Consider the following 18,626-nt stretch of genomic DNA (forward strand, 5'->3'; position numbering starts at 1 on the left):
CCTTCGCCCACTCCCGTGCGACGCGTTCAAGGTCGGGACAGCCGTGGGGCATGCCAGCGCATGACTTCCTGCACGCGTTGATTCCACCGCGGCGCGCCTAAGCTTCGCCACCTGCCAAGCGGAAATGCCACGATGCGCCAAAGCTGCATGCAAGGTTTCATGCTGGTCGCGTTGCTCGCCTCGGCGGCTGGCGTGCGGGCTGCCGAGACGGATACCGCCGCGATCGCCCGTCTCTCGCAGGCGTTCTCCGACGCCTCGGCCAGCGGCGACGCCAGGACGCTGGACAAGCTGCTCGACGAAAATGTGGTGTTCATGGGCGAGGACGGCACGCTGTCCAGCAAACACGACATCGTCGCCGGTGCTTCGCCGCCGCCCGCAGGCACGCGCAACACCCTGGTCCAGTCGGATTTCCATGTCGCGCTGCACGGCGACGTCGCCGTGACCAGCTTCACCGACAACGCCACCTTCGCCACTTACGGCCAGACCGCGCACGACCGTTTCCGCTCCACCGAAGTGTGGCTGCGAAAGCACGGCAGCTGGAAGATGGTGTCCAGCCAGACCATCGAAGTGCCGGTCGAACCACCGCCCATCCAGCTGGCGGCGGGCGAGCTCGACCCGTACGTCGGCACCTACCAGCTGGCTCCCGGGCACGCGATGCGAATCGAGCGGCAAGGCAACCGCCTGGTCACCATCGGCCGCGACAACAAGCCGGTGCCGATGCTGGCCGAGGCCCGCGACATCATGTTCCGCGCCGGCGCGCCGCGCGTGCGGTTCGTCTTCGCCCGCAACGCCGACGGCCGCATCACTGGCTTCGATGTCCGCCGCGCCGGCCACGACATGCAGCACTTCACGCGCAGCTGAGCTGTCGGCATCGGTTCGCATGGACAGGACCCGACGAGACCTCCTGGCCGCCATCATCGCCGCGACGCTGATCGCGCTGGCTGTCGTGATCGCCACCCTCGCGGTGGGAGGCCGTGCCGATCCGGCCCGGCTGCGCGCGGCCGCCAGCAACCTCGACGGCGCATGGCGGTTCCACATCGGCGACGACTTGCGATGGGCGGACGCCAGCACGGACGACCGTGGCTGGGAAACAATGGACCTGAGCGCTCCGCCCGGCAGCCACGATGCCGATGTCGGTCTGCCCGGCTACGTCGGCGGATGGATGGCCCATGGCCATCCCGGCTATCGAGGGTATGCCTGGTATCGCCGCACGGTGACCGTGCCTGCTGGAAAGCGCGCATGGGATCTTCTCGGCCCGACCGCCGTCGACGATGGCTATGAGCTGTACTGGAACAGCGTGCGGCTCGGCGGATCGGGCCGGCTCGGCGGCGTGCCCCGGGTCGTCGGCACGCGGCCGATGCTTTTCGCGCTGCCCTTTGAGGCGGCCGGCACCCGCGGGGTGCTCGCCATCCGCATGTACATGCAACCGGACAACGCCGCTGCCGACGATGGCGGCGGCATGCACATCGCGCCACTGCTGGCGCCGCGCCCGGAGAGCCATGCGCTGTACCGCGTGCAATGGTGGCGCACGATCGCGGGCTACATCGTCGACCTGATCGAGCCACTCGCCATGTTCGCGCTCGCCGGCCTGGCGCTGGTGTTGCGGCGGCGCAGCAGCCACCCGGGCTTCCTCGCGCTCGCCGGCATCGCGCTGGTGCTGTCGGCGTTGAAGCGCCTCGAGAACCCGACCTACGCCTGGACCGACCTGCTCAGCCTGCCCGCCTACGTGTGGTGGATGAACGCCATCCTGGCGCCTCTCGGCATGGCGGCGTGGACGCTCGCCTGGAACCGCTGGTGCCCGCGCGCCTGGCGGGCCGTCGACGTGGCCGCCCTGGCGCTGGCCGTCGCAGGTGTCGCCGGTGGCGCGATGCATGTCATGGCGCTGACCCGGATCAGCCGACTCGGCCTGCTCGCCCTGCTCGTGCTGACCGCCATGCGGATGGTCCGCGATGGCCCGATGCGCCTCACGGCGCTCGCCACGATGACGTGGGTGCTGGTCGCGCAGTTCCCCGATGAGCTGAGCGCGATCGGCGTCCCCGGCATCTGGTTTCCGCTAGGCATCGGCGTGTCGCGCACCCAATACGCCTACGCGATCGCCCTTCCGCTGCTGGCCGTTCTGATCGTGCGCACCCTGTCTTCGAACAGGACGCGATGAGCGATTGGGGATAGTCGAAAAGCGATCCCGCGGAGTGGACACGGCGGGAAGCGCAGCACCGGACCTCGCTCTCCTTGCCTTACCTAGCCGCCCCGGTCTCCGCCGCGTTCTGCGCGAGTTCCCTGAGCTTGAGCACGCGCAACTGTTCGGACTTCTTGAGTCCCTCGCGAGCCTCCTTGATCACCTCGTGGGCCAGATTCTGGCTGGTGTGGTGCCGCTTCGCGTCGATGGCGGCATCCAGCCGCTGCTGGGCTGCCCTGATCGCTTTGTCGACGCGGTAGAGGGGATCGTGCGGGTTCGTGGTCAGGGGCGGAGCGTAGCTTTTCGTCATGGTGCTTCTTCGTGACCAGGGCGGCACGATAGCCCGGTTGACCCGCATGCGCACGTGCATCGTCGTTGCCCGCCTGGACCGGGAAACCGGCGGTGATCCCGGATCACTTTCCCGGCTGAACTCGAGTGAGGCCCATATCGCTCCTGGAAATGCATTCATTCGAGCCTGGCGGCCGCAGGGCGGCGCTTGGCGGGTCCTCCAGGGTGACTGACGGCCTATCGACCCTGCGGGCATGCGCCGACAGAATGCCACCTGGCATTTCAGGAGAGCGCGGACCATGACCGCCGGACCGGTACTGATTCTCGCCGCCGCGGCGCTGACCATCGTTGCGGCTCCATTGGCGCTGGGCATGGCCGGCGCCGTATCCGCCCGCCGCGCAGATGGCGTGCGTGCAGCCATCGCCGGAGGCTGGCGGTGCACGGCGGCATCGACGCTGCTCTGCGTGCTCGCGTTCAACCTGACGTTCTTCATCCAGGAGCTGTTCCTGGTGCTGCCCAAGGCACTCACGCCGGGCCTGCGCCCCACCCTGTACCACAACAACCACAGCTGGGAAGGCACGAATCCGCTTGCCGGCCTGTTCCAGGGCACCGGCGCGCTGGCGACCCTGGCCGTCGGTCTGCTCTGCCTGTGGATGCTCGGGCAGCAGCGGCAACGATCGGACGGCATGCGGTTGTTCCTGTACTGGATGGCGTATTGCGGCTGCTTCATGGCGTTGCCGCAGGTCGTCATCGGCTCGCTGAGCCCGGGCAGCGACGTCGGCATGGCGATGAGCTACCTGCACTTCGGCGAAACCGCACGCGTCGGTGCAGGCCTGCTCGCCCTGGGCCTGATGCCGGTCATCGCGTTGCAATTCCGGCGGCCGGCGCTCGAACTCGCCCAGGTACGCGAGCACATCGAAGGCCCCGGCCCCCGCTCGCGCTTCACGTTCCGCGTCATCACGCTGCCGGCGCTGCTTGCCACCGTGCTGGTCATCCCGTTCCGCGTTCCGCGCGAACTGATCGAGGTTCTCGTCGTGCCCTTGCTGGTACTCCTTTGCGGCATCCCGTGGATCCAGGCGGGAGCCTGGCGCGTACGCGAGGTCACAGCCAACGGAACCTCCACCGCGCCGCCGCTCGCCTACCTGTTCGCCGCGGCCCTGGGCTTGCTGCTGATCTTCCAGCTCGTCCTCAGGCCGGGCATCCGCTTCTACTGAAAAGCGAACGGCGCGTCGCAACGACATCAACGGATGTCGTTGCGGTCGGCTTTTCACAGCAGGAGCATTTCACACTGCTCTTTGCTTGTCGGCCTTTATCAGACCTAAAGCGGGTCAGAGCCGGAGGCTAGCGTTCGCCGCCGTCCAGGACCGGCTTCACATCGACAATGGGGGTTTCGTCGAAGGCCTCCAGACCGGCAACACGCAACTCGGTCGGGCCCTCGATGGCAAGTACCCGCACGCGATGGATGCCGATCGGATTCGGCCTGTCCGGCGAGCGGGTACTGAACACACCACGAAGCGGCAACCGCAGGTCGCCCTTGGGATGGACCTGAAGCACGTCCCTGTTTCCCCTGTGCAACCAGGTCAGAACCAGCAGTTCGTCACCCGGCTGGATGTCCGCCAGCCCCGGCTGGAACTCCCCGGAGAAGACCAGCCGCGCCTCGGGAGTGCCATCGCCTCCCTGCTTCGGTGCATGCTCCCGAAGCTTGAGCGGGGACTGCACCAGCCCAATGGGCCTTACGTTGAACATCAATGCCTCCGATGGGTCGTGGAACCGGGAATCGGCGAGACCCTACCGATGGACGTATGGGAAGGGGCGGATGTGACCGCCGCATCAGATTCGAAAAGGTGTCCGTCAAACCCGGGCCATCTCAACCTGAGATGGCCCGGGTTTGACGGACACCTTTGTCGCCGCACCCCCTTAGTTCGTGGCCCCCGTTAGTTCGTGCCTATCCTTAGCCTGTTCCGCTCGTAATCGATCAGCAGCTGGTTGGCGCTCAAGTAGTGTTTTTGCCTGATCGCAGACTGAAGCATTTCTGCGACCTCCTCATCGCTCTTTCCGCGAAGCGATTCATGGTGCATGCGCGCGGCCAGATCCGGGTCGTACGCGTTGGCGACCAATTTGGCGCCCTGCGGCGACATGCCCATGCCTTGCCACGCTTCGGCCAGTTTGATGCGGAGCTTGGCAAGATTGACCATGGAGTTGAGCCAGGACCGGCGCTGCCCCTCTTCCATATCGCGTGACGCATTTTGCGTCACCCTTTCCAGCATCTCCTGACGCTGTATGACTTGACCCTCCGAACCCGGATCCAGCTTTGCGGCCATTTGCGCAAATGCCGCTGGCACAAGCAGCGTCAGCCCCATGGCAAAAAGAAAATTCCTGCTCATTGCGACCACCTCCTTGCGTTTGCCGGCACGGCCGGCGAATGGACACCCATCAATCATCCCACAACCCCTGCTCCATGGACCCGCTCATAACCAAGGGGTCTGGGAACAGGTCAGGTTCACTTCCCAGGCTAAATTAAGTGAAACTGGCCCCGTTATTGTAAACTTCGCCCACTCAGTAAAAATTAGCCTTCTATCTCCAATTTTTGGGGTAATAATAATTGACGTGAAAATCAATCCCTCCTGAACGCGGACATTCGGAATAAAAAACTACCCCCCCAAAGGTTGATGCAATTTTGATTAAAAGGTCTTCAACCGAAATGTTATTCACCTGACCGTCAAGATGCTGTGCAGTCCTGGGAGCGAGAGAAAAAAGGCCAACTCCAGGACCGGTATACCTAACCCCACCATTTCTTAAATCATCTCGTATTGTATCTGAATACCACAATTTGTTAATTATATAAGCTGGGGCATAGCGATTCATATCATCGTTGAATCTGACTTCAGGTAATTTTTTTTTCAAAATAGAACCCGACACACCGGCCCACTTTATCAACACGACACCGTTTGAGACATCACGGACCTCTATGAACTTGTTGCTGATTAACGCCTTTTTCAAGTCCCATGTTGCCGGATTTTCACTCTCCTTGGCCCCGGACCAAAGTACGTCACTCAAACCAATAGCACCCTGCCCGCTCGATATACAGTAGCCACGCGCCTCGACTAGAAAAGCATCTCCTCCGTAATCCTTGCCCAAATGCTCTACCATTTTCGACTCCGCCATTATAGCCTTATGGCGATTTATATTATGTATATTTACAAAAAATATTGTTGAGCACAATAAAATCAACAAAAGTATAGCGGCGAAAATGATATCTTTTACGTTCCTTAATATCTTCATATATCACCTAAGGACGCTGCCCGGCACGATGAGCTGGTATCCAGTCCATCAGGTCGCCGGCTCCCAATCCGCGCCACCCTGCTGCGGGGCGACAGTGGGAGGTGGCCCAAACAACGTGCAGCGAGCACTGTTGCCTGCCTGGTCAGCCATCCGGTGACATTGACCTGGTTGGCCGTTATCGTGGTGATGCGCGGAATCTCGATATCCCAGTCGGAGAACGCGCCATCGATGGATTCGGACTCCTTCGCCTCCCTCAGATGGTACGAGCGCGAAAGCTGCAGCAATGGACCGTTGCCGGCCAGACTGATATCGGTCTGGTCGAACGATAGGCTGCCGTTGTAAAGGCTCACGCTTTCGCCGAAGGGTGTGGCCCCGAGGGGCTGGACGTCCTCGCTGACGCGGATCAGCTTCTTGTACTCGTCTTCCGGCGTCACCATCGACTGCGCGTGCAGCGCACCGGACATGGATACTGCTGCGAACACAAACAGGCACAGACGGGCCAACCGTCCCTTTGGCTTGAACATTTCCCTATTCCCCTATCAGCCCGCCGCGTTGCGTGACGGGTTCGCACATGGAAACTCTGCGAATGGGGTTAGTCAAGTGCCTGAGCGAAACCGACGTAAATTTCAGCGGCGAGCGGATCGCCTCGCTTGAATTCCGCGGTAGTCGTTGGCGCTTGTCCATTTGACGTCTTCCAGGGAATTGTCTCCGTTCAAAGGTAAGCGTCAAACCCGGCCCATCTCACCCTGACCTCGCCATTTCTCCGCAAGGGCAACGAGAGGCGCAGCTCAACCACTTCCGACGTCGACGCATTGCTCCGCATAACTTGGCGCGCATGAGGCGGCACCCGTCGCGCCCTCATGTTCTGTGATGCATGACACAAACGTCGACGCGTAAGCGTGCCATTCACAGGGACCCATAGAGCAGCATTCGACATAGCCGCCGGACGGGCCGAAATTCCGATCCATTGCGTGACGCCAAATCCCGCATCGTCCCGCTCGGAGGCATCCGCAGACATGGAGTCCAGTTATGGATGCGATCCACTCCAAGAGTGCATTCGTGTACCGACAGGTCAAACGCGCCCTGCGATCAGGGCGCTACGCACCGGGTCAGCGGATCGATCCGGCCACGCTCGCCGCACAGTTCAACACCAGCCCCACGCCAGTTCGGTTCGCCCTGTATCGGCTGGTCGGCGAATCCCTGCTCGTCGATCGCGCCCGCGACGGACTGCACGTTCCTTTGCTCACCGAGGTCGCCCTGCGCGACCTCTATGACTGGATGGAACGGCTGTTGCTGATCGCCTGCGATATCGGCGCAATGCCGGCAGCCCGAAAGATCGAGCAGCTGGCGCTTACCTCTGCCGACGACGACCTGGTCACGCTGACGTGGCAGCTGTTCGACGCGATCGCCCGGGCGACAGACCACGGGACCTTGCACCATGCCGTGAAGCAGGCCAACGACCGGCTGGCGCCGATACGCCGGGCTGCGCAAGGATTGCTCGAGCGCCGCTTCGAAGAGCTTTCGGCATTGAACCGGCACTGGCAGGCCCGCGACATGCCGGCCCTGAAGTCCGCACTGCACGACTATCACGAATGCCGGAAGCAACTCGTGCCGCGCATCGTGGCCTTGCTGACCGAGCGCAGCGATCACCTCCACTAGCTCGCGTCAGCGGAAGGAAGATCGACGCCGAACCCGGCCACGACGAGATGTCCATCACGCTCCGGGATAATCATCGGATAACAACGCAATAATCTTTTGAAAATCAAAATTTCCGACTCCTACGCTGCTCGCGTCATGGGACTGCCATGACGTGAGCGAAGGAGACTGAAATGAACGCGAACGAAAACATCCGCAACGACATGCAGGAAGACGTCATCGTGCTCGGCGTCGCCAGTGTCGAAACGCAGGGGCCCGTCGGCCACGGTGAGGCAACCGGCAATTTCCCGTTTGCGGGGATTTCGGAAGACTGACCCTCAGGGGCGCACCGAAAGGTGCGCCCCTTCTGCGTGGGAGGCGAGATGATCGGACATCTGAATGCGGACATCTCTTTCTGCGAGCTCGGTGGCCGTTTGTTCTTCCTGGACATACAGCGCGACCGCTACTTCCAGTTGTCTGAGACGCTGGAGCGCGCTTTTCTCCACTATCTGCAAGCGCCTGACGACGCCCGCATCGATATCAGCGAGCTGACCAGGTACAACCTGCTCACACAAATCTCTACGGCACGAGCCCAGCGACCGAGAGAATTGGATATTGCCTCCCCCGGCGAAAGCGTGCTCGAAATGCCCTACCTCGAACGCCGCATTCCCTACCACGCCATGCGGGACGTGTTTATGACCGTAGGCACGATGCGCTGGCAACTGAAAGCGTGGCGCCTGAAGCCCATCCTTCAAGGCTTGGCCGCCTACCGATCCAGCCATGCGCGGCCAGTTGCAAACACGGACCCAGAACACACGCAACGACTGGCGGAAGCGGCGAACGTGTTCAACCGTGTGCGCCCCTACGTACCCATAGAAACCCGCTGTCTGGTCGACTCGCTATCGATGATCAGATTCCTGGCCGGGCGCGGCTTCCATGCCCAGTTGGTCATGGGGGTGACCTGCGACCCGTTTTCCGCCCACGCCTGGGTCCAACACGGTCCGCTCGTCTTGAACGAGACCGTGGGAACCGTCCAGGCTCATGTACCGATCCGGGTGATCTGATGTGCTACCGCTACATCGCGCTGTATGGCGATCTCCAATCCATCGCCAGCGAATCCGCGTCGCCGCTCAAGGGTGAACTGCAGAACCTCACTCTGGAATACCGAGGCCGCGTGGGCCGTATGACCCTGCTCGCTCCAAGAGACGTCCCCGTGCTGTATTTACCCGATGGTGGCCTGCTCCTCGGTGATCTTTATCGTGGCGATGGAAGGCCGGTCCGGGACCTGACGGACATCCCGGATCAGCCAACACCATCGGCTTTTCGCCAGCATTTTCTGGATCACTACTGGGGCGAGTACCTGCTGTTCCAGCCGGCCGATCGTGGCGACAGCGCAACCGTCATGCGCGATCCTTCTGGCGGCATCGCATGCGCTCATTCGCTGAAGAACGGGAGCGGCTTCATCACGTCCGACCTTGCGGTTGCATCGCGGCTTGGTCTGTATCGCGAAGAAGTCGATTGGGCGTTTGTACGCCACTGCCTGCGCTATCCGAACATGAAGATCGCCCGTACCGGCCTCGCTGGAGTTTGCGAATTGCTGCCCGGATGCATTCTCTCGATCGACGGGGAGAAGACGTCCACCCATATCGGCTGGTCTCCCTGGCGATTCGTGATGGCGGAGGAAAGGCAAAGAGACCCCATTGCAGCAACGCGAAGCATTCGGGAGGCCACCACTTCAGTAGTCCGCGCCATGGCCGAGACGGATCGTACCGTGCTGCTGGAGCTTTCCGGCGGGCTGGATTCGTCTATTGTCGCCGCCTGCCTGAAGGATGCGCCAGCACGTGTCACCTGCTGCACCGCTATCACACCGTTGCCCGGTGCCGACGAACGCCGCTATGCGAGTCAGATGGCAGCGCAACTTGGTATCGATCTGCAGCAGCAGATACTCGACTTCTCCGATGCGCAGATCGCGTTTGAGCTTCCGCTGCACTCGCTGCGGCCGGCAGCTTGGGCGCTGAGCCGCGCGGTCGCTCGTGCGATGGACGAGGCAGCAGAGCAGCAAAACGTAAACGGCCTGTTTTCCGGAGGTGGTGGCGATACGGTATTCGGCTATCTCCGATCGGCTGCTCCTGCGGCCGACGCCTTCAAGGCGGGTGGATTGGCAGAAGGTTTCTCCGCCATCGCCGACCTGAGCAGACTTCACAACTGCACAGTGGTTAAAGCGGCACGGCTGACACTGCGGAAGCTCTACTTCAGACCCAAGGCACCCTGCACCCCAGACCACACATTCCTGTCGCGAATGGATACCGCCGCTCTTTTCGAGCCCCACCCATGGTTCTCTGCGCCGCCAGGCGTATCGCCGGGTGATTGCGAGCGCATCTTCGAACTCGCGGGCACGCAGCTGTTCGCTGACGGCACGCTTCGGGCCGGCGGCCGGCGCGTGCGCTTTCCCCTTCTTTCGCAACCGGTGATGGAGGCCTGCCTCCGCGTCCCCAGCTGGCTGTGGATATCCAGCGGTCGGAACCGCGCCATGGCGCGAGCCGCATTTTCGGGTGAGCTACCGCAGGACGTACTCAACCGACGCAGCAAGGGCACTTTCATGAACTACACCTTCGAGGTGTACCGCAGAAACAAGGAGACAATTCGAAGCTTCCTGCTGGACGGCCATCTTCGCTCCCACGGCCTGCTGGAGCCGGAAATGCTGGATCGCTTTCTGGAAAGGTCCCTGCCGGCCCGCGACCGCTCTTTCATGCGCATCTTCGACCTGTGCATGATCGAGAACTGGACAAGAAACCACGCGCCGTAAGGAGTCAGGCGAGGGGCAAAGCCTCGTCCCCCTTCCCTACCTCGAAGACTCACGCATCGCGCGCCATCGTGCGTACTGCGCTTTCTTGGAAGGCGCAGGGTCTTCGTAACCCTGCAGCCAGAACCGAAACCAGTCGAGATTTCTCTCGTATGCCGCCAGCTTGTGCTTCGGTTGAAACTTCATGTGCGGCTCGTTCGGAAACACGTAGAGGTCCGCGCGATGCTGGCGGATCAGCGGGATCTCGTAATCTAGCCCATACAAATATTCCTGTTCGGGTGTCTGGATCAAGATCGGAGCGGATATCTTTTCCAGGTTGAGCGCAGGCGATACCTGGCGCCAGCGCTCCGGCGTCTGCTCGGGCGACCCAAGCCCCCAGAGCTCTTTCAACCCATCTTCGAACTTTGCTCCCTGCAGTGATCCGAACAGGTAGTAGGTGGATGAAATCAACGGCGAGGTGATCGATGCAGCCGAAAGCAGCCTGGAGTTCATCGCCACCCACATCGTGACCTCAGTGCCGAAGCTCAAGCCACCCATGCCCACTTTTGTGGCATCGATCTCACCGCGCGCCGACAGCAACTTCACCGCGCTCTCCACCGCCGTCAGCGCCTCGTTGTAGCGATCGGCCGGTTTGATTCGGTACGGGCCCGCATTGATGCAGAGCGCCGATATGCCCTGCGCCGCCAGGGTGGCGAACGGCCACTCGTCGCCCATGCCACCGCGCACGAAGCCCGTGCATCGGTAGTAGTCCACAAAGAGCGGAGGCTTGGTCCGGGAACGGGACTTCGCTGCGTAAAACTGCCCCGTGAATACCTGGCCGTTCGCGTCCTTCCAGCGCAGAAACCGCGCTTGGCCGGACTCCGCCACCGTCTGCGCAAGGGCTGCATTGGGCTCGAAGAGCACCTTTCGAGTCCCAGTGGCCAAGTCGATCTGTTCCAGGCGCGGCGGCTGATTTGCCGTCGCGCTCACGCAAACCATCGTGGCGAAGGAAACCCCGCATGCGCTGGAAGATTTCCTTCCGCCACTGAGCAAGCCAGCCGATTGGGCTACCGCAAGTACCTCGCCGGAGCTGACGTTCCAGCGATAGATCGACTGCGCGAGCCCTTCAGCTGGATCCGTGACGGTAAACAGCACCTCGTCGCTGTGGGGGCGCCACTGGACTCCCGTGATGGGGGCACCGGTGCACAAGGCCGCCTTGCATACGGTGTCTTGTGCGCCTCGGCCAGACAGCACCGACAGCCTCACATCCGGCTTGAAGCGCTCGCCGTTGCGCTTGCCGAACCGGGTTAGCAATGCGACCCGGCCGCTTGTCGGCGACCGCGAAAAGACCCATACATCCGGATATCTCTTCTTGAGCGCGGCATCGTCGTCGACAGCACCGCCGCCGGCGCCATCGAGTTCCCGTGTCACCCCGGTGTGGAGATCCAGCGCTTTCCAGCGATCGGGAACGTCGCCGAGCAGCGGCATGCGATCGAACCACACCTTACTGAAGCGCTGTGTCGCCATGCTTCCGCCGACGTAGCCGGAGCGAAACAGCCCCTGGCCGATCGGTACCGTGCTGTCGATATGAATGCCCTGGTCGTACTCCGACTGTTCCGCCGAACGCACCGCCTGTCGCGTCGCGCCAACGCTGTACCTGAGCGCGCGGCCTCCCCCGTCCAGGGCGAAATCACGTACATCCGCCGCGTCGTGCGTTACAGGCTCCGCGCCCGAGCCATCGGCCGCGGCGCGCCATACTCCGATCTTTCCGTCGATCAGCGCCCGGTAATAGATCCAGCGATTGTCTTTGGACCAAGCTACCGTAGCGGGGAGCGATTCGCCGGCCGAATCGCGCAGCGGGACACCGCCTTCGGCCACGCGCGTGGGCACTGAATCGTCCGGGCCCTGCACGTACCACACGGTGTCGTAGGTATTTCGCGCCACCGACGCTCGTTCCACCCGAAACGCCACGAAGCGACCATCCGGCGAGATCGTCGGCTGATCGATGTCGGCCACCTCCAAGAGCTGACGAGGCGAGACCGCGAAAGCGCGACTTGCTGACACGCAGACAAGCGCCAACACCAAGGCGCTTGCCAGCTGCACACGCCACCTCATACACCGCACGACCATCATGATTCCCCTTTACCGTCGTCAAAAGACGCCAGCTGCCCGCAGCAGCCAGCGGACATCACCAGTGCTTGGTGACAGAAAGACTCAGGAAGCGACCCATCGCCGAATAGTTGGTCGAGTCGTACGGCGCGTAGGTCAACGAAGCCGCGACGTACAGGGGCGGCGCGCGATCGAGCAGGTTCTGTGCCGCCAGCTCGAACGACATGTCCGCAAGCATGTCGTCACGCTTGCCGGTGTCGTAGCGCAGAGTGGTGTCGAAAGTGGTGAATGAAGCACCCTTGGTGCCGTGCACGGTGTCGGTCACACCGCTCTTGTAGTTGCCGAACAGGCTGGCGCTGATTCCGCCCTGGCTCCATACCGCACCGAGACGGGTACTTGTTTTGGCCGGATGAAACAGCGTGCCGGCCAGGTCGTAGGGGGTTTGCGTTGTGGTCAGTGCCTGCGTGCTGTCCAGCCAGCTGGCGGAGCCACGCACAGTCAGGCGCCCTGCTCCCAGGTGGAATCGGTACGACCCGGACAAGTCGACTCCCTTGATCCGTTGCCGTGACGCATTGACGTACCGGCCATCGATGATTGCCACGACCTTGCTGGCGTCATAGGGTGTACCGACGTAGTTGTAGAAGTTGCTGGCGCCGGCCAGAGCCGTCGCCTGCGCGTCGGCGCTGGGCTGGTAGTCGACGAAATCGGCATAACCCGGATTGCCGAGCACGTCGTAAGCGGTGATGGGCTGCAGGATGCGCTGGGTGTAATCGATATCGAACCAGATCAGCTCCGTTTCCAAACGGGGCAGCGCCGCCGGATGAAACGCCAGCGAGGTACTCCATGTGCGCGCCCGCTCCGGACGCAGATCGGCGCTTCCTCCCGACAACCACAGCACCGCGGCATCGGCAGGATAGCCCGCGCCCCCGAATGTGGCCGCGGTGTAGTAGACAGCCGCCTGGGTGGAGTAGCGCTGCGACAGCGTCGGCGCCTTGAACGACTTGCCCCACGAGGCCTTTAGCGACAGATCCGTGCTGGGCGCATAGATCACCCCGATTTTGGGCGTGGTCACCGTACCGTAGTCGCCATCTTCGGTGCGAACCGCTCCGGTCAACGCCAGGCGATCCACACCACCAACACCCTGCTCCGGCCCGACCAGCGGCAGGTTCAACTCGGCATAGGCAAAGCGACTGCTCTGGTCGCCGTCGGCTGCGATGGTGTGCCGGGTGAGGCTCTGATCCAGAAAATGGTTGCGGCGATAGCCGGCCCCAGTGGCCAGCCGCGCCTCGCCGCCCGGCAGCGTGAACAGTGGCCCTTCCGCACCGATCTCGTACGTACGGCTTTTGTTGCTGTACGCGCCGCGGCCATCGGAAGCGACGGTACCCGTCGCACTGCTTACCGTCGGCTGCGCAAAAGAGGTCTTGTCGTTTCCCACAGCCCCGTTGAGCGTGAGCGTCCAGTCGCCTCCCAGCCAGAGATCGACGCCGGGTGCCACCAGGGTGGAATGGGTTTGTGCCCGATACGGGTAATACACGCTGGCATAAGCCATGTCCGTCTGAATATCTCGCGTGCTACCGAGTGCATCAAGATGCAGCTCGGCGGCATCGCCGAGCGACTGATGCAAACTGAGCAGGCCACTGCGAAGGTCGTTGCCCTGCCATAGCGTTGAAGGTCTATACATGGAACGGGTGTAGTCGCGCTGGTCGGAACGAATGGGATCGTTGGCGGACTTCTTCCCCGCCACGATCAGACCGCCCGTGGCCCAGGTGGTACCGGCGGTAGCGCTGTACTCGTGCGTGCTCAGTCCGCCCTCGGTGGCATCGCCATAACGCGCACCCACCGTCACGCCCTCGAAGTCGCGCTTCAAAATCACATTGGCCACTCCGCCGACCGCATCGGAACCATAGATGGCCGATGCGCCATCCGGGACGATCTCCATGCGTTCCACCGCCTCCACCGGTATCGCGCTGACATCCACCGCTTGAGAAAAACCGCCATAAGACATGCGACGCCCATTGAGCAGGGTCAACGTGGCATCCGGCCCCAACCCGCGCAGGTTCAAGCCCGACCCACCGGTTACGTTCTGGTTGCTGGGGCCACCCGTCGCGGCGCCGGCCGCCACCCCCGGATTCTGCCCACCGGAAAAGTTCTGCGGCACGCTGCGGATCACCTCGCCGAGGTCCGCGAAACCTTCCTGCCGGATCTGCTCGCTGCCGATGGTGATGACGGGCGATGGCGTGCTGCCGCCGCGGATGCGGGTGCCAGTGACGGTCACGGTCGGCAGGTTGGTGGCCGCTGGCGCCGCGGACTTGTCGGTCGATTTTTTCGGTGGCGTCTTGGCCGGCGCCTGGGTCACCGGCGCGCTGCCCTGCGTGGCCGTGTCGGTCGTGGTGTCCTGGGCCATGGCCCGCTCGCCGATGCCGATGGCGGTCACGAGCAAGGCGATGGAAATGGCGTTGCGTAGCGTGCTTGTCTTCATCCTTTGCTTTCCCCTTGGTTGGTCCTTCTGGCCTGCCCGCACGGTCGTGTGCCGGAATTGACAAGGTCGTCGGGCAGGATTTGTCTCCTGCATGGCCTACGCAGGCGGCGGCGCCGCGTTGCCGGCAAAAAGATCTCCCCAATCGATCAAGCCGATTGCGGCAACGACACCACAATGTTACTTATACAGTAACAGACAGGGCAAGGGCAAGACTGCATGCTGGCTTTACGACTCACATCCCTGTGGCAGCACTTTGGACGACGCCCGCCTCATCTTTGCCAACCGCTTGCGCGCAGCCCGACTGGCGGCAGGTCTGACCCAGGAAGCGCTGGGCGTCGCCACCGGGATCCTGGTTGACGTGGCGCGCACTCGGATCAATCGCTACGAACGCGGCGTCAACGAGTGTGACCTGCGCACCGCAAAGAAACTCGCAGACGTGCTCGGAATGCCACTCGCGGCGCTGTATGCGGATACAGACGAGATTGCAGAGGTGATCGTTGCGTTTGCAAAGCTGCCGCGCGCGGAGCAGCGGACAGTGGTGAACGAGCTTAAGGCGCGCGCTAAGAAGCGATAGGCTGCCGAGGTTCTTCCCCGTTTTCGCGGACTGTCGGGGGGAGACAATGGCACCCTCAAGTTTGAGTTCGGACACCGGATGCTGCAATCCGTCCCTTCCGGATGCCAAACATCCCTAGCTTTCCTTCCCCTACCCGGTCGCCTAGGTCTCCGCGGCGTTCTGCGCGAGTTCCTTGATCTTCAGCACACGCAACTGTTCCGACTTATTGAGTCCTTCGCGAGCCTCTTCGATCCCGCGCGCAAGCCTTTGACCTTCGCGCGCGACCGACTGACTTCGGCGCGCAAGCCCGGAGCCGTTGCGCGCAAGCCGAAAACTCCGAAGTGCAAGGCGCAAAGCATTGAACCGCGAAGGTGTCTGGCCTCGCACGCCAGGGTTGGACCGTTGCGTGCAAGCCCCAAACCTCCGTCCGCAACACGCGCACTCTTGCGTGCAAGGCTCCGACCCACGCCGCGCCGAAGATGCGAGGCTCGCACGCAAGGGGTCGAGGTTTGTGTGCGAGACCGGAGGGTTTGCGCGCAGGGGACTCGGGTTTGCGCGCAAGACTGAAGAAGCTTGCGCGTGGGGGTTTGAGGGTTGCGCGCGGTGTCGTGTGAGGACGCCAACGGGGGCAGCGGCTCGGAGCGCGGCTTTCCAGACTCGGCGGTTGGGACAGGACGCTTGGTGGGCGGCGTTCCAGGCACAGCGTGCGGAGCTCATATATCAGTCGGCGGAGGGACGAACCTATAAAGCTCGGGATCGAGTCAGCGCGAGAACTTGGCGCATATGGAAGTGACTCTGACCAGCTTAGCCGGCGAGCTTTCAGAACGTGCTAGCAACCTTCAAGGACGACCGCCGGATTCAATTCGGTCAGGCGATTGAGGAAAGTATGGAAACCATCGAACTGCGCGATGAACTGCAGCTTCCCGCCCTGGTACTCCAGTTGCATATAGCCAAGCTGGCTGCGCTTGGGGCTGATGGAGACGACATCCTGCGCGCGCATGCGCGTCTCGCCGAGCGGGCTGCGGAAGCTGAGCCAACCGCCGGGCTCGATGGCGATGCGACGAGGCATGGAAAGGGCCTTGTAGGTCAGCCATAGGACCAAGCAGACCCATACGACCAGAAAACCGAAATTGAAATCGGTCGTCTGGACTTTCCCGAGCCCAGATGCAATCAGCATGACCAGGCCAACTGCCAGCATCAGCAGCGGGATGACGACGGGCAACACCGTCGAAGCGCTGGCGCTGGTCAAACGCCACTCCTGCGTTGTTTCGTTCTGTGTCATAGACCGTCCCCTTGTCCTTCGTGCGCAGTTGGCACCGCATGAACTCCGTTCGCATCGAGAGTCGAAACACCCCTCTCACGAAACCCTGATGCCGCGACGATATCTCGCGGAGCGCCGCAGCGTCACGCCAAAAGGAGAAGCAGATTGAGAGGATTTAGACCCCTGTGTCTCGGAAAGTGCAATCTGCGCGAGAGGCTGGTGCGTTCAACTTCCTTCGTACCGATCTCCGGCGGACACCTTTACTTGGACGCGATTGGACGGTGTCCGTAACTGAAGATGCGGGTCGCTTCCCATTTCCCGGCACGGTGCCGCCAGACGATGAGGAACTGGGCTTCGCCGAAACATTGGTTGGTCTTCAGGTCGCAGAACTTGTGCCAGCCTTGCTCGATCGCACCGAAATCCTTGATCGGGAAAATCTCCAGGCTGCCGGGGACAAGTTCGCGCCGGAAATGTCCGCACACGTTCTTTTCCGTGTTGGCGAGGTAGGCGGCACGCGTCCAGGTCACGCCACCCTTGTCGTGATAGAACTCAAGGCGCTTCGCCAGGTAACCCGCGTGCTTTTGCAGTTCCCCGGGGGTGTCGCAATGATTGAAGGCATCGAACAGTTCGGTATCCAGCCCGGACACCGTCTTGGTCAGCGCATCTGCTGAAGCGGCACTCTTGTCCGCGCCTGGGGCCGCAGCCTCCGCGCTTGCCCCCATGGCGGCAAGCAGAATGCCGAAGAAGAGAGCGATCTTGTTCACGTCGATTTCCTTGGCAGTTCAACAAAAGTGCGCGCTGACCCCTGTTTTGGGGCGGCGAAAGGGTAACCCCGTTCCTTGCCGACCCCGTTTCCCGACGGCTTATGGAAGCTTAAGATGTTCCTCGGACAGCTGCACGAACCAACGGATGGGTATGCGGATAGATATTGTGCCTCGGTGCTTTCAGAGCTTCGAAAGACCACGTTGCCGCGCAATCACAGCCTGGAGGATGAATGATGAAGATCATTGGGTACCAAGTGCCTTCGCTTCTGTACGTGGCCGCGACCGTCGCCATCTTCGCGGCCAGCGCAACTGCCTTCGGTAAAACGCCCGCCAAGAGCAAGTACGATGGTTCGTATCGTGGCACGTACAGTGGCTCCTTCGCGGGCGAGCCGGCGACGGGATCCGTCGCCTTTTCCGTAGCGAGTGGTGACATGACCGTGACGGATCCCGGTCAGGGCGCGGGTTCCGTGGATTCCTCGGGCGCGGCGACTTTCAGCGGTTCGCTCGGGGTGGCCAAAATCAAATGCAAGTTTGTTGGCATCTTCCAGTCGTCAACCGGCAAACCACAGGGCGCTCGCGCTTCGGGTTCGTGGTCGTGTGCGGGAATGGAAGAAACCGGAAAGGGCACCTGGAGTGCGAATCAAAGGTAAGTGCGTCTGGCAGTGACCTGCTCCCCTGCAGCCGAAATCGGGGTCAGAGACGACTTTCTAAAAGTGCACTCTGAGCCCTGCTTTTGTCCGGCAGATACGATGCCGATCGATTCAAACGCCCGCTGAGGTGGCGAGTAAAGAATCTGGACGCGGCTAGCGTCTGTCGACGCGTAAGGCGTGGCTATATTGCTGTGCGCCTGGTACGTGCTGCACCCGGCCAGCGCGAGTAGGAGCGCGATCCCTGCAAAAATCTTCATGTTGTCCTCTGACTTCGGTTTGAAACGCCGCTTAATCTACGCTCAAGTCGCCTCGAGCTATGAGTCGCATCTGCAGCAAACATTTATCTATCGCCACCAGTCGCATTTCTAGGTGCTCCTGCCAATAGGTAGCTCGCGAAGAATCCTCCAGCTCTTGAAGCAATGTGGTCACCAAAAGTACCGCAGCTGGAGAAAGGATCAAGTCTCCTATATCCCTTTGCTTGCGCAGCTCAGAAAGTCCTTCCTTCATTTTTTCGCGCAGTCGACGTCCCCCCTCTTTTGAGTAGCACCGCGGTTTGGAGTCCAATCCCCCAACTGAAGGAGATTGGACGTGAAGAAGCGGTTTACCGAAGAACAGATCATCGGCTTCCTGCGCGAGGCTGACGTCGG

At 61.9% G+C, this 18,626-nt stretch carries 19 protein-coding genes; 9 read left to right on the plus strand and 10 right to left on the minus strand.

Going from position 1 to position 18,626, the window contains the following annotated elements; all coding sequences use genetic code 11:
• The first annotated feature begins 132 nt into the window (after positions 1–132).
• Together ACFPME_RS11595 and ACFPME_RS11600 are read left to right on the plus strand one after the other, a co-directional pair.
• Positions 133–861 carry a nuclear transport factor 2 family protein gene (locus ACFPME_RS11595; RefSeq protein ID WP_377305366.1) on the plus strand — a complete coding sequence of 243 codons (729 nt, stop codon included), beginning with the start codon at positions 133–135 and terminating at the stop codon, positions 859–861.
• Positions 815–2,155 (plus strand): glycoside hydrolase family 2, encoded by a 1,341-nt coding sequence (locus ACFPME_RS11600; protein ID WP_377305368.1) that lies wholly within the window; start codon positions 815–817, stop codon positions 2,153–2,155. Before ACFPME_RS11595 ends, ACFPME_RS11600 begins: the two co-directional genes overlap by 47 nt.
• 79 nt (positions 2,156–2,234) lie before the next feature.
• Here the strand turns inward: ACFPME_RS11600 and ACFPME_RS11605 are convergent, their stop codons facing one another.
• A complete protein-coding gene (locus ACFPME_RS11605) occupies positions 2,235–2,486 on the minus strand; it encodes a hypothetical protein (RefSeq protein ID WP_377305370.1) in 252 nt (83 codons plus the stop codon).
• Positions 2,487–2,763: 277 nt separating this feature from the next.
• Between ACFPME_RS11605 and ACFPME_RS11610 the strand changes: the two genes are divergently transcribed.
• A complete protein-coding gene (locus ACFPME_RS11610) occupies positions 2,764–3,678 on the plus strand; it encodes a hypothetical protein (protein WP_377305372.1) in 915 nt (304 codons plus the stop codon).
• Positions 3,679–3,805: 127 nt separating this feature from the next.
• Here ACFPME_RS11610 and tsaA read toward each other — a convergent pair whose 3' ends face one another.
• The 4 genes from tsaA to ACFPME_RS11630 all read right to left on the minus strand — a co-directional run bounded on the left by tsaA (position 3,806) and on the right by ACFPME_RS11630 (position 6,270).
• Complete coding sequence (gene tsaA, locus ACFPME_RS11615; protein WP_377305374.1) at positions 3,806–4,210, minus strand: tRNA (N6-threonylcarbamoyladenosine(37)-N6)-methyltransferase TrmO; 405 nt, start codon at positions 4,208–4,210, stop codon at positions 3,806–3,808.
• Between the two features lie 188 nt (positions 4,211–4,398).
• Positions 4,399–4,848, minus strand: a complete 450-nt coding sequence (locus ACFPME_RS11620; RefSeq protein WP_377305376.1) for a hypothetical protein — start codon at positions 4,846–4,848, stop codon at positions 4,399–4,401.
• A gap of 190 nt (positions 4,849–5,038) precedes the next feature.
• Positions 5,039–5,614, minus strand: coding sequence for a hypothetical protein (locus ACFPME_RS11625; protein WP_377305378.1), 576 nt, complete (start codon positions 5,612–5,614; stop codon positions 5,039–5,041).
• A gap of 128 nt (positions 5,615–5,742) precedes the next feature.
• Positions 5,743–6,270, minus strand: coding sequence for a hypothetical protein (locus ACFPME_RS11630; protein WP_377305380.1), 528 nt, complete (start codon positions 6,268–6,270; stop codon positions 5,743–5,745).
• A gap of 505 nt (positions 6,271–6,775) precedes the next feature.
• Here ACFPME_RS11630 and ACFPME_RS11635 point away from each other — a divergent pair.
• The 4 genes from ACFPME_RS11635 (at position 6,776) to ACFPME_RS11650 (ending at position 10,187) form a co-directional block, all read left to right on the plus strand.
• Positions 6,776–7,405 carry a GntR family transcriptional regulator gene (locus ACFPME_RS11635; protein WP_377305382.1) on the plus strand — a complete coding sequence of 210 codons (630 nt, stop codon included), beginning with the start codon at positions 6,776–6,778 and terminating at the stop codon, positions 7,403–7,405.
• A 170-nt stretch (positions 7,406–7,575) separates the two neighbouring features.
• On the plus strand, positions 7,576–7,716 hold the full coding sequence (locus tag ACFPME_RS11640; protein WP_377305384.1) for a benenodin family lasso peptide: 141 nt from the start codon (positions 7,576–7,578) through the stop codon (positions 7,714–7,716).
• A 48-nt stretch (positions 7,717–7,764) separates the two neighbouring features.
• Positions 7,765–8,445 carry a lasso peptide biosynthesis B2 protein gene (locus tag ACFPME_RS11645; RefSeq protein WP_377305389.1) on the plus strand — a complete coding sequence of 227 codons (681 nt, stop codon included), beginning with the start codon at positions 7,765–7,767 and terminating at the stop codon, positions 8,443–8,445.
• Positions 8,445–10,187 carry an asparagine synthase-related protein gene (locus tag ACFPME_RS11650; RefSeq protein WP_377305391.1) on the plus strand — a complete coding sequence of 581 codons (1,743 nt, stop codon included), beginning with the start codon at positions 8,445–8,447 and terminating at the stop codon, positions 10,185–10,187. The genes ACFPME_RS11645 and ACFPME_RS11650 overlap by 1 nt, the downstream gene beginning before the upstream one ends.
• Positions 10,188–10,223: 36 nt before the next feature.
• Here ACFPME_RS11650 and ACFPME_RS11655 read toward each other — a convergent pair whose 3' ends face one another.
• Complete coding sequence (locus tag ACFPME_RS11655; RefSeq protein ID WP_377305393.1) at positions 10,224–12,296, minus strand: Atxe2 family lasso peptide isopeptidase; 2,073 nt, start codon at positions 12,294–12,296, stop codon at positions 10,224–10,226.
• A 55-nt stretch (positions 12,297–12,351) separates the two neighbouring features.
• Positions 12,352–14,751, minus strand: a complete 2,400-nt coding sequence (locus ACFPME_RS11660) for a TonB-dependent receptor plug domain-containing protein (protein ID WP_377305395.1) — start codon at positions 14,749–14,751, stop codon at positions 12,352–12,354.
• 253 nt (positions 14,752–15,004) lie between these two features.
• Between ACFPME_RS11660 and ACFPME_RS11665 the strand changes: the two genes are divergently transcribed.
• Positions 15,005–15,325 (plus strand): helix-turn-helix domain-containing protein, encoded by a 321-nt coding sequence (locus ACFPME_RS11665; RefSeq protein WP_377305447.1) that lies wholly within the window; start codon positions 15,005–15,007, stop codon positions 15,323–15,325.
• Positions 15,326–16,133: 808 nt separating this feature from the next.
• Here ACFPME_RS11665 and ACFPME_RS11670 read toward each other — a convergent pair.
• Both ACFPME_RS11670 and ACFPME_RS11675 read right to left on the minus strand, forming a co-directional pair.
• On the minus strand, positions 16,134–16,586 hold the full coding sequence (locus ACFPME_RS11670; protein WP_377305397.1) for a hypothetical protein: 453 nt from the start codon (positions 16,584–16,586) through the stop codon (positions 16,134–16,136).
• Positions 16,587–16,825: 239 nt separating this feature from the next.
• Positions 16,826–17,329 carry a nuclear transport factor 2 family protein gene (locus tag ACFPME_RS11675; protein ID WP_377305398.1) on the minus strand — a complete coding sequence of 168 codons (504 nt, stop codon included), beginning with the start codon at positions 17,327–17,329 and terminating at the stop codon, positions 16,826–16,828.
• A gap of 230 nt (positions 17,330–17,559) precedes the next feature.
• On the opposite strand from ACFPME_RS11675, the gene ACFPME_RS11680 reads away from it, so the two are divergent.
• A complete protein-coding gene (locus tag ACFPME_RS11680; protein WP_377305399.1) occupies positions 17,560–17,979 on the plus strand; it encodes a hypothetical protein in 420 nt (139 codons plus the stop codon).
• Between the two features lie 288 nt (positions 17,980–18,267).
• On the opposite strand, the gene ACFPME_RS11685 is transcribed toward ACFPME_RS11680, so the two are convergent.
• A partial coding sequence (locus ACFPME_RS11685) for a hypothetical protein (RefSeq protein ID WP_377305401.1) occupies positions 18,268–18,626 on the minus strand: 359 nt, incomplete at its 5' end.

Origin of the sequence: Rhodanobacter umsongensis, assembly GCF_042654965.1 — a bacterium.
Taxonomy (GTDB): domain Bacteria; phylum Pseudomonadota; class Gammaproteobacteria; order Xanthomonadales; family Rhodanobacteraceae; genus Rhodanobacter; species Rhodanobacter umsongensis.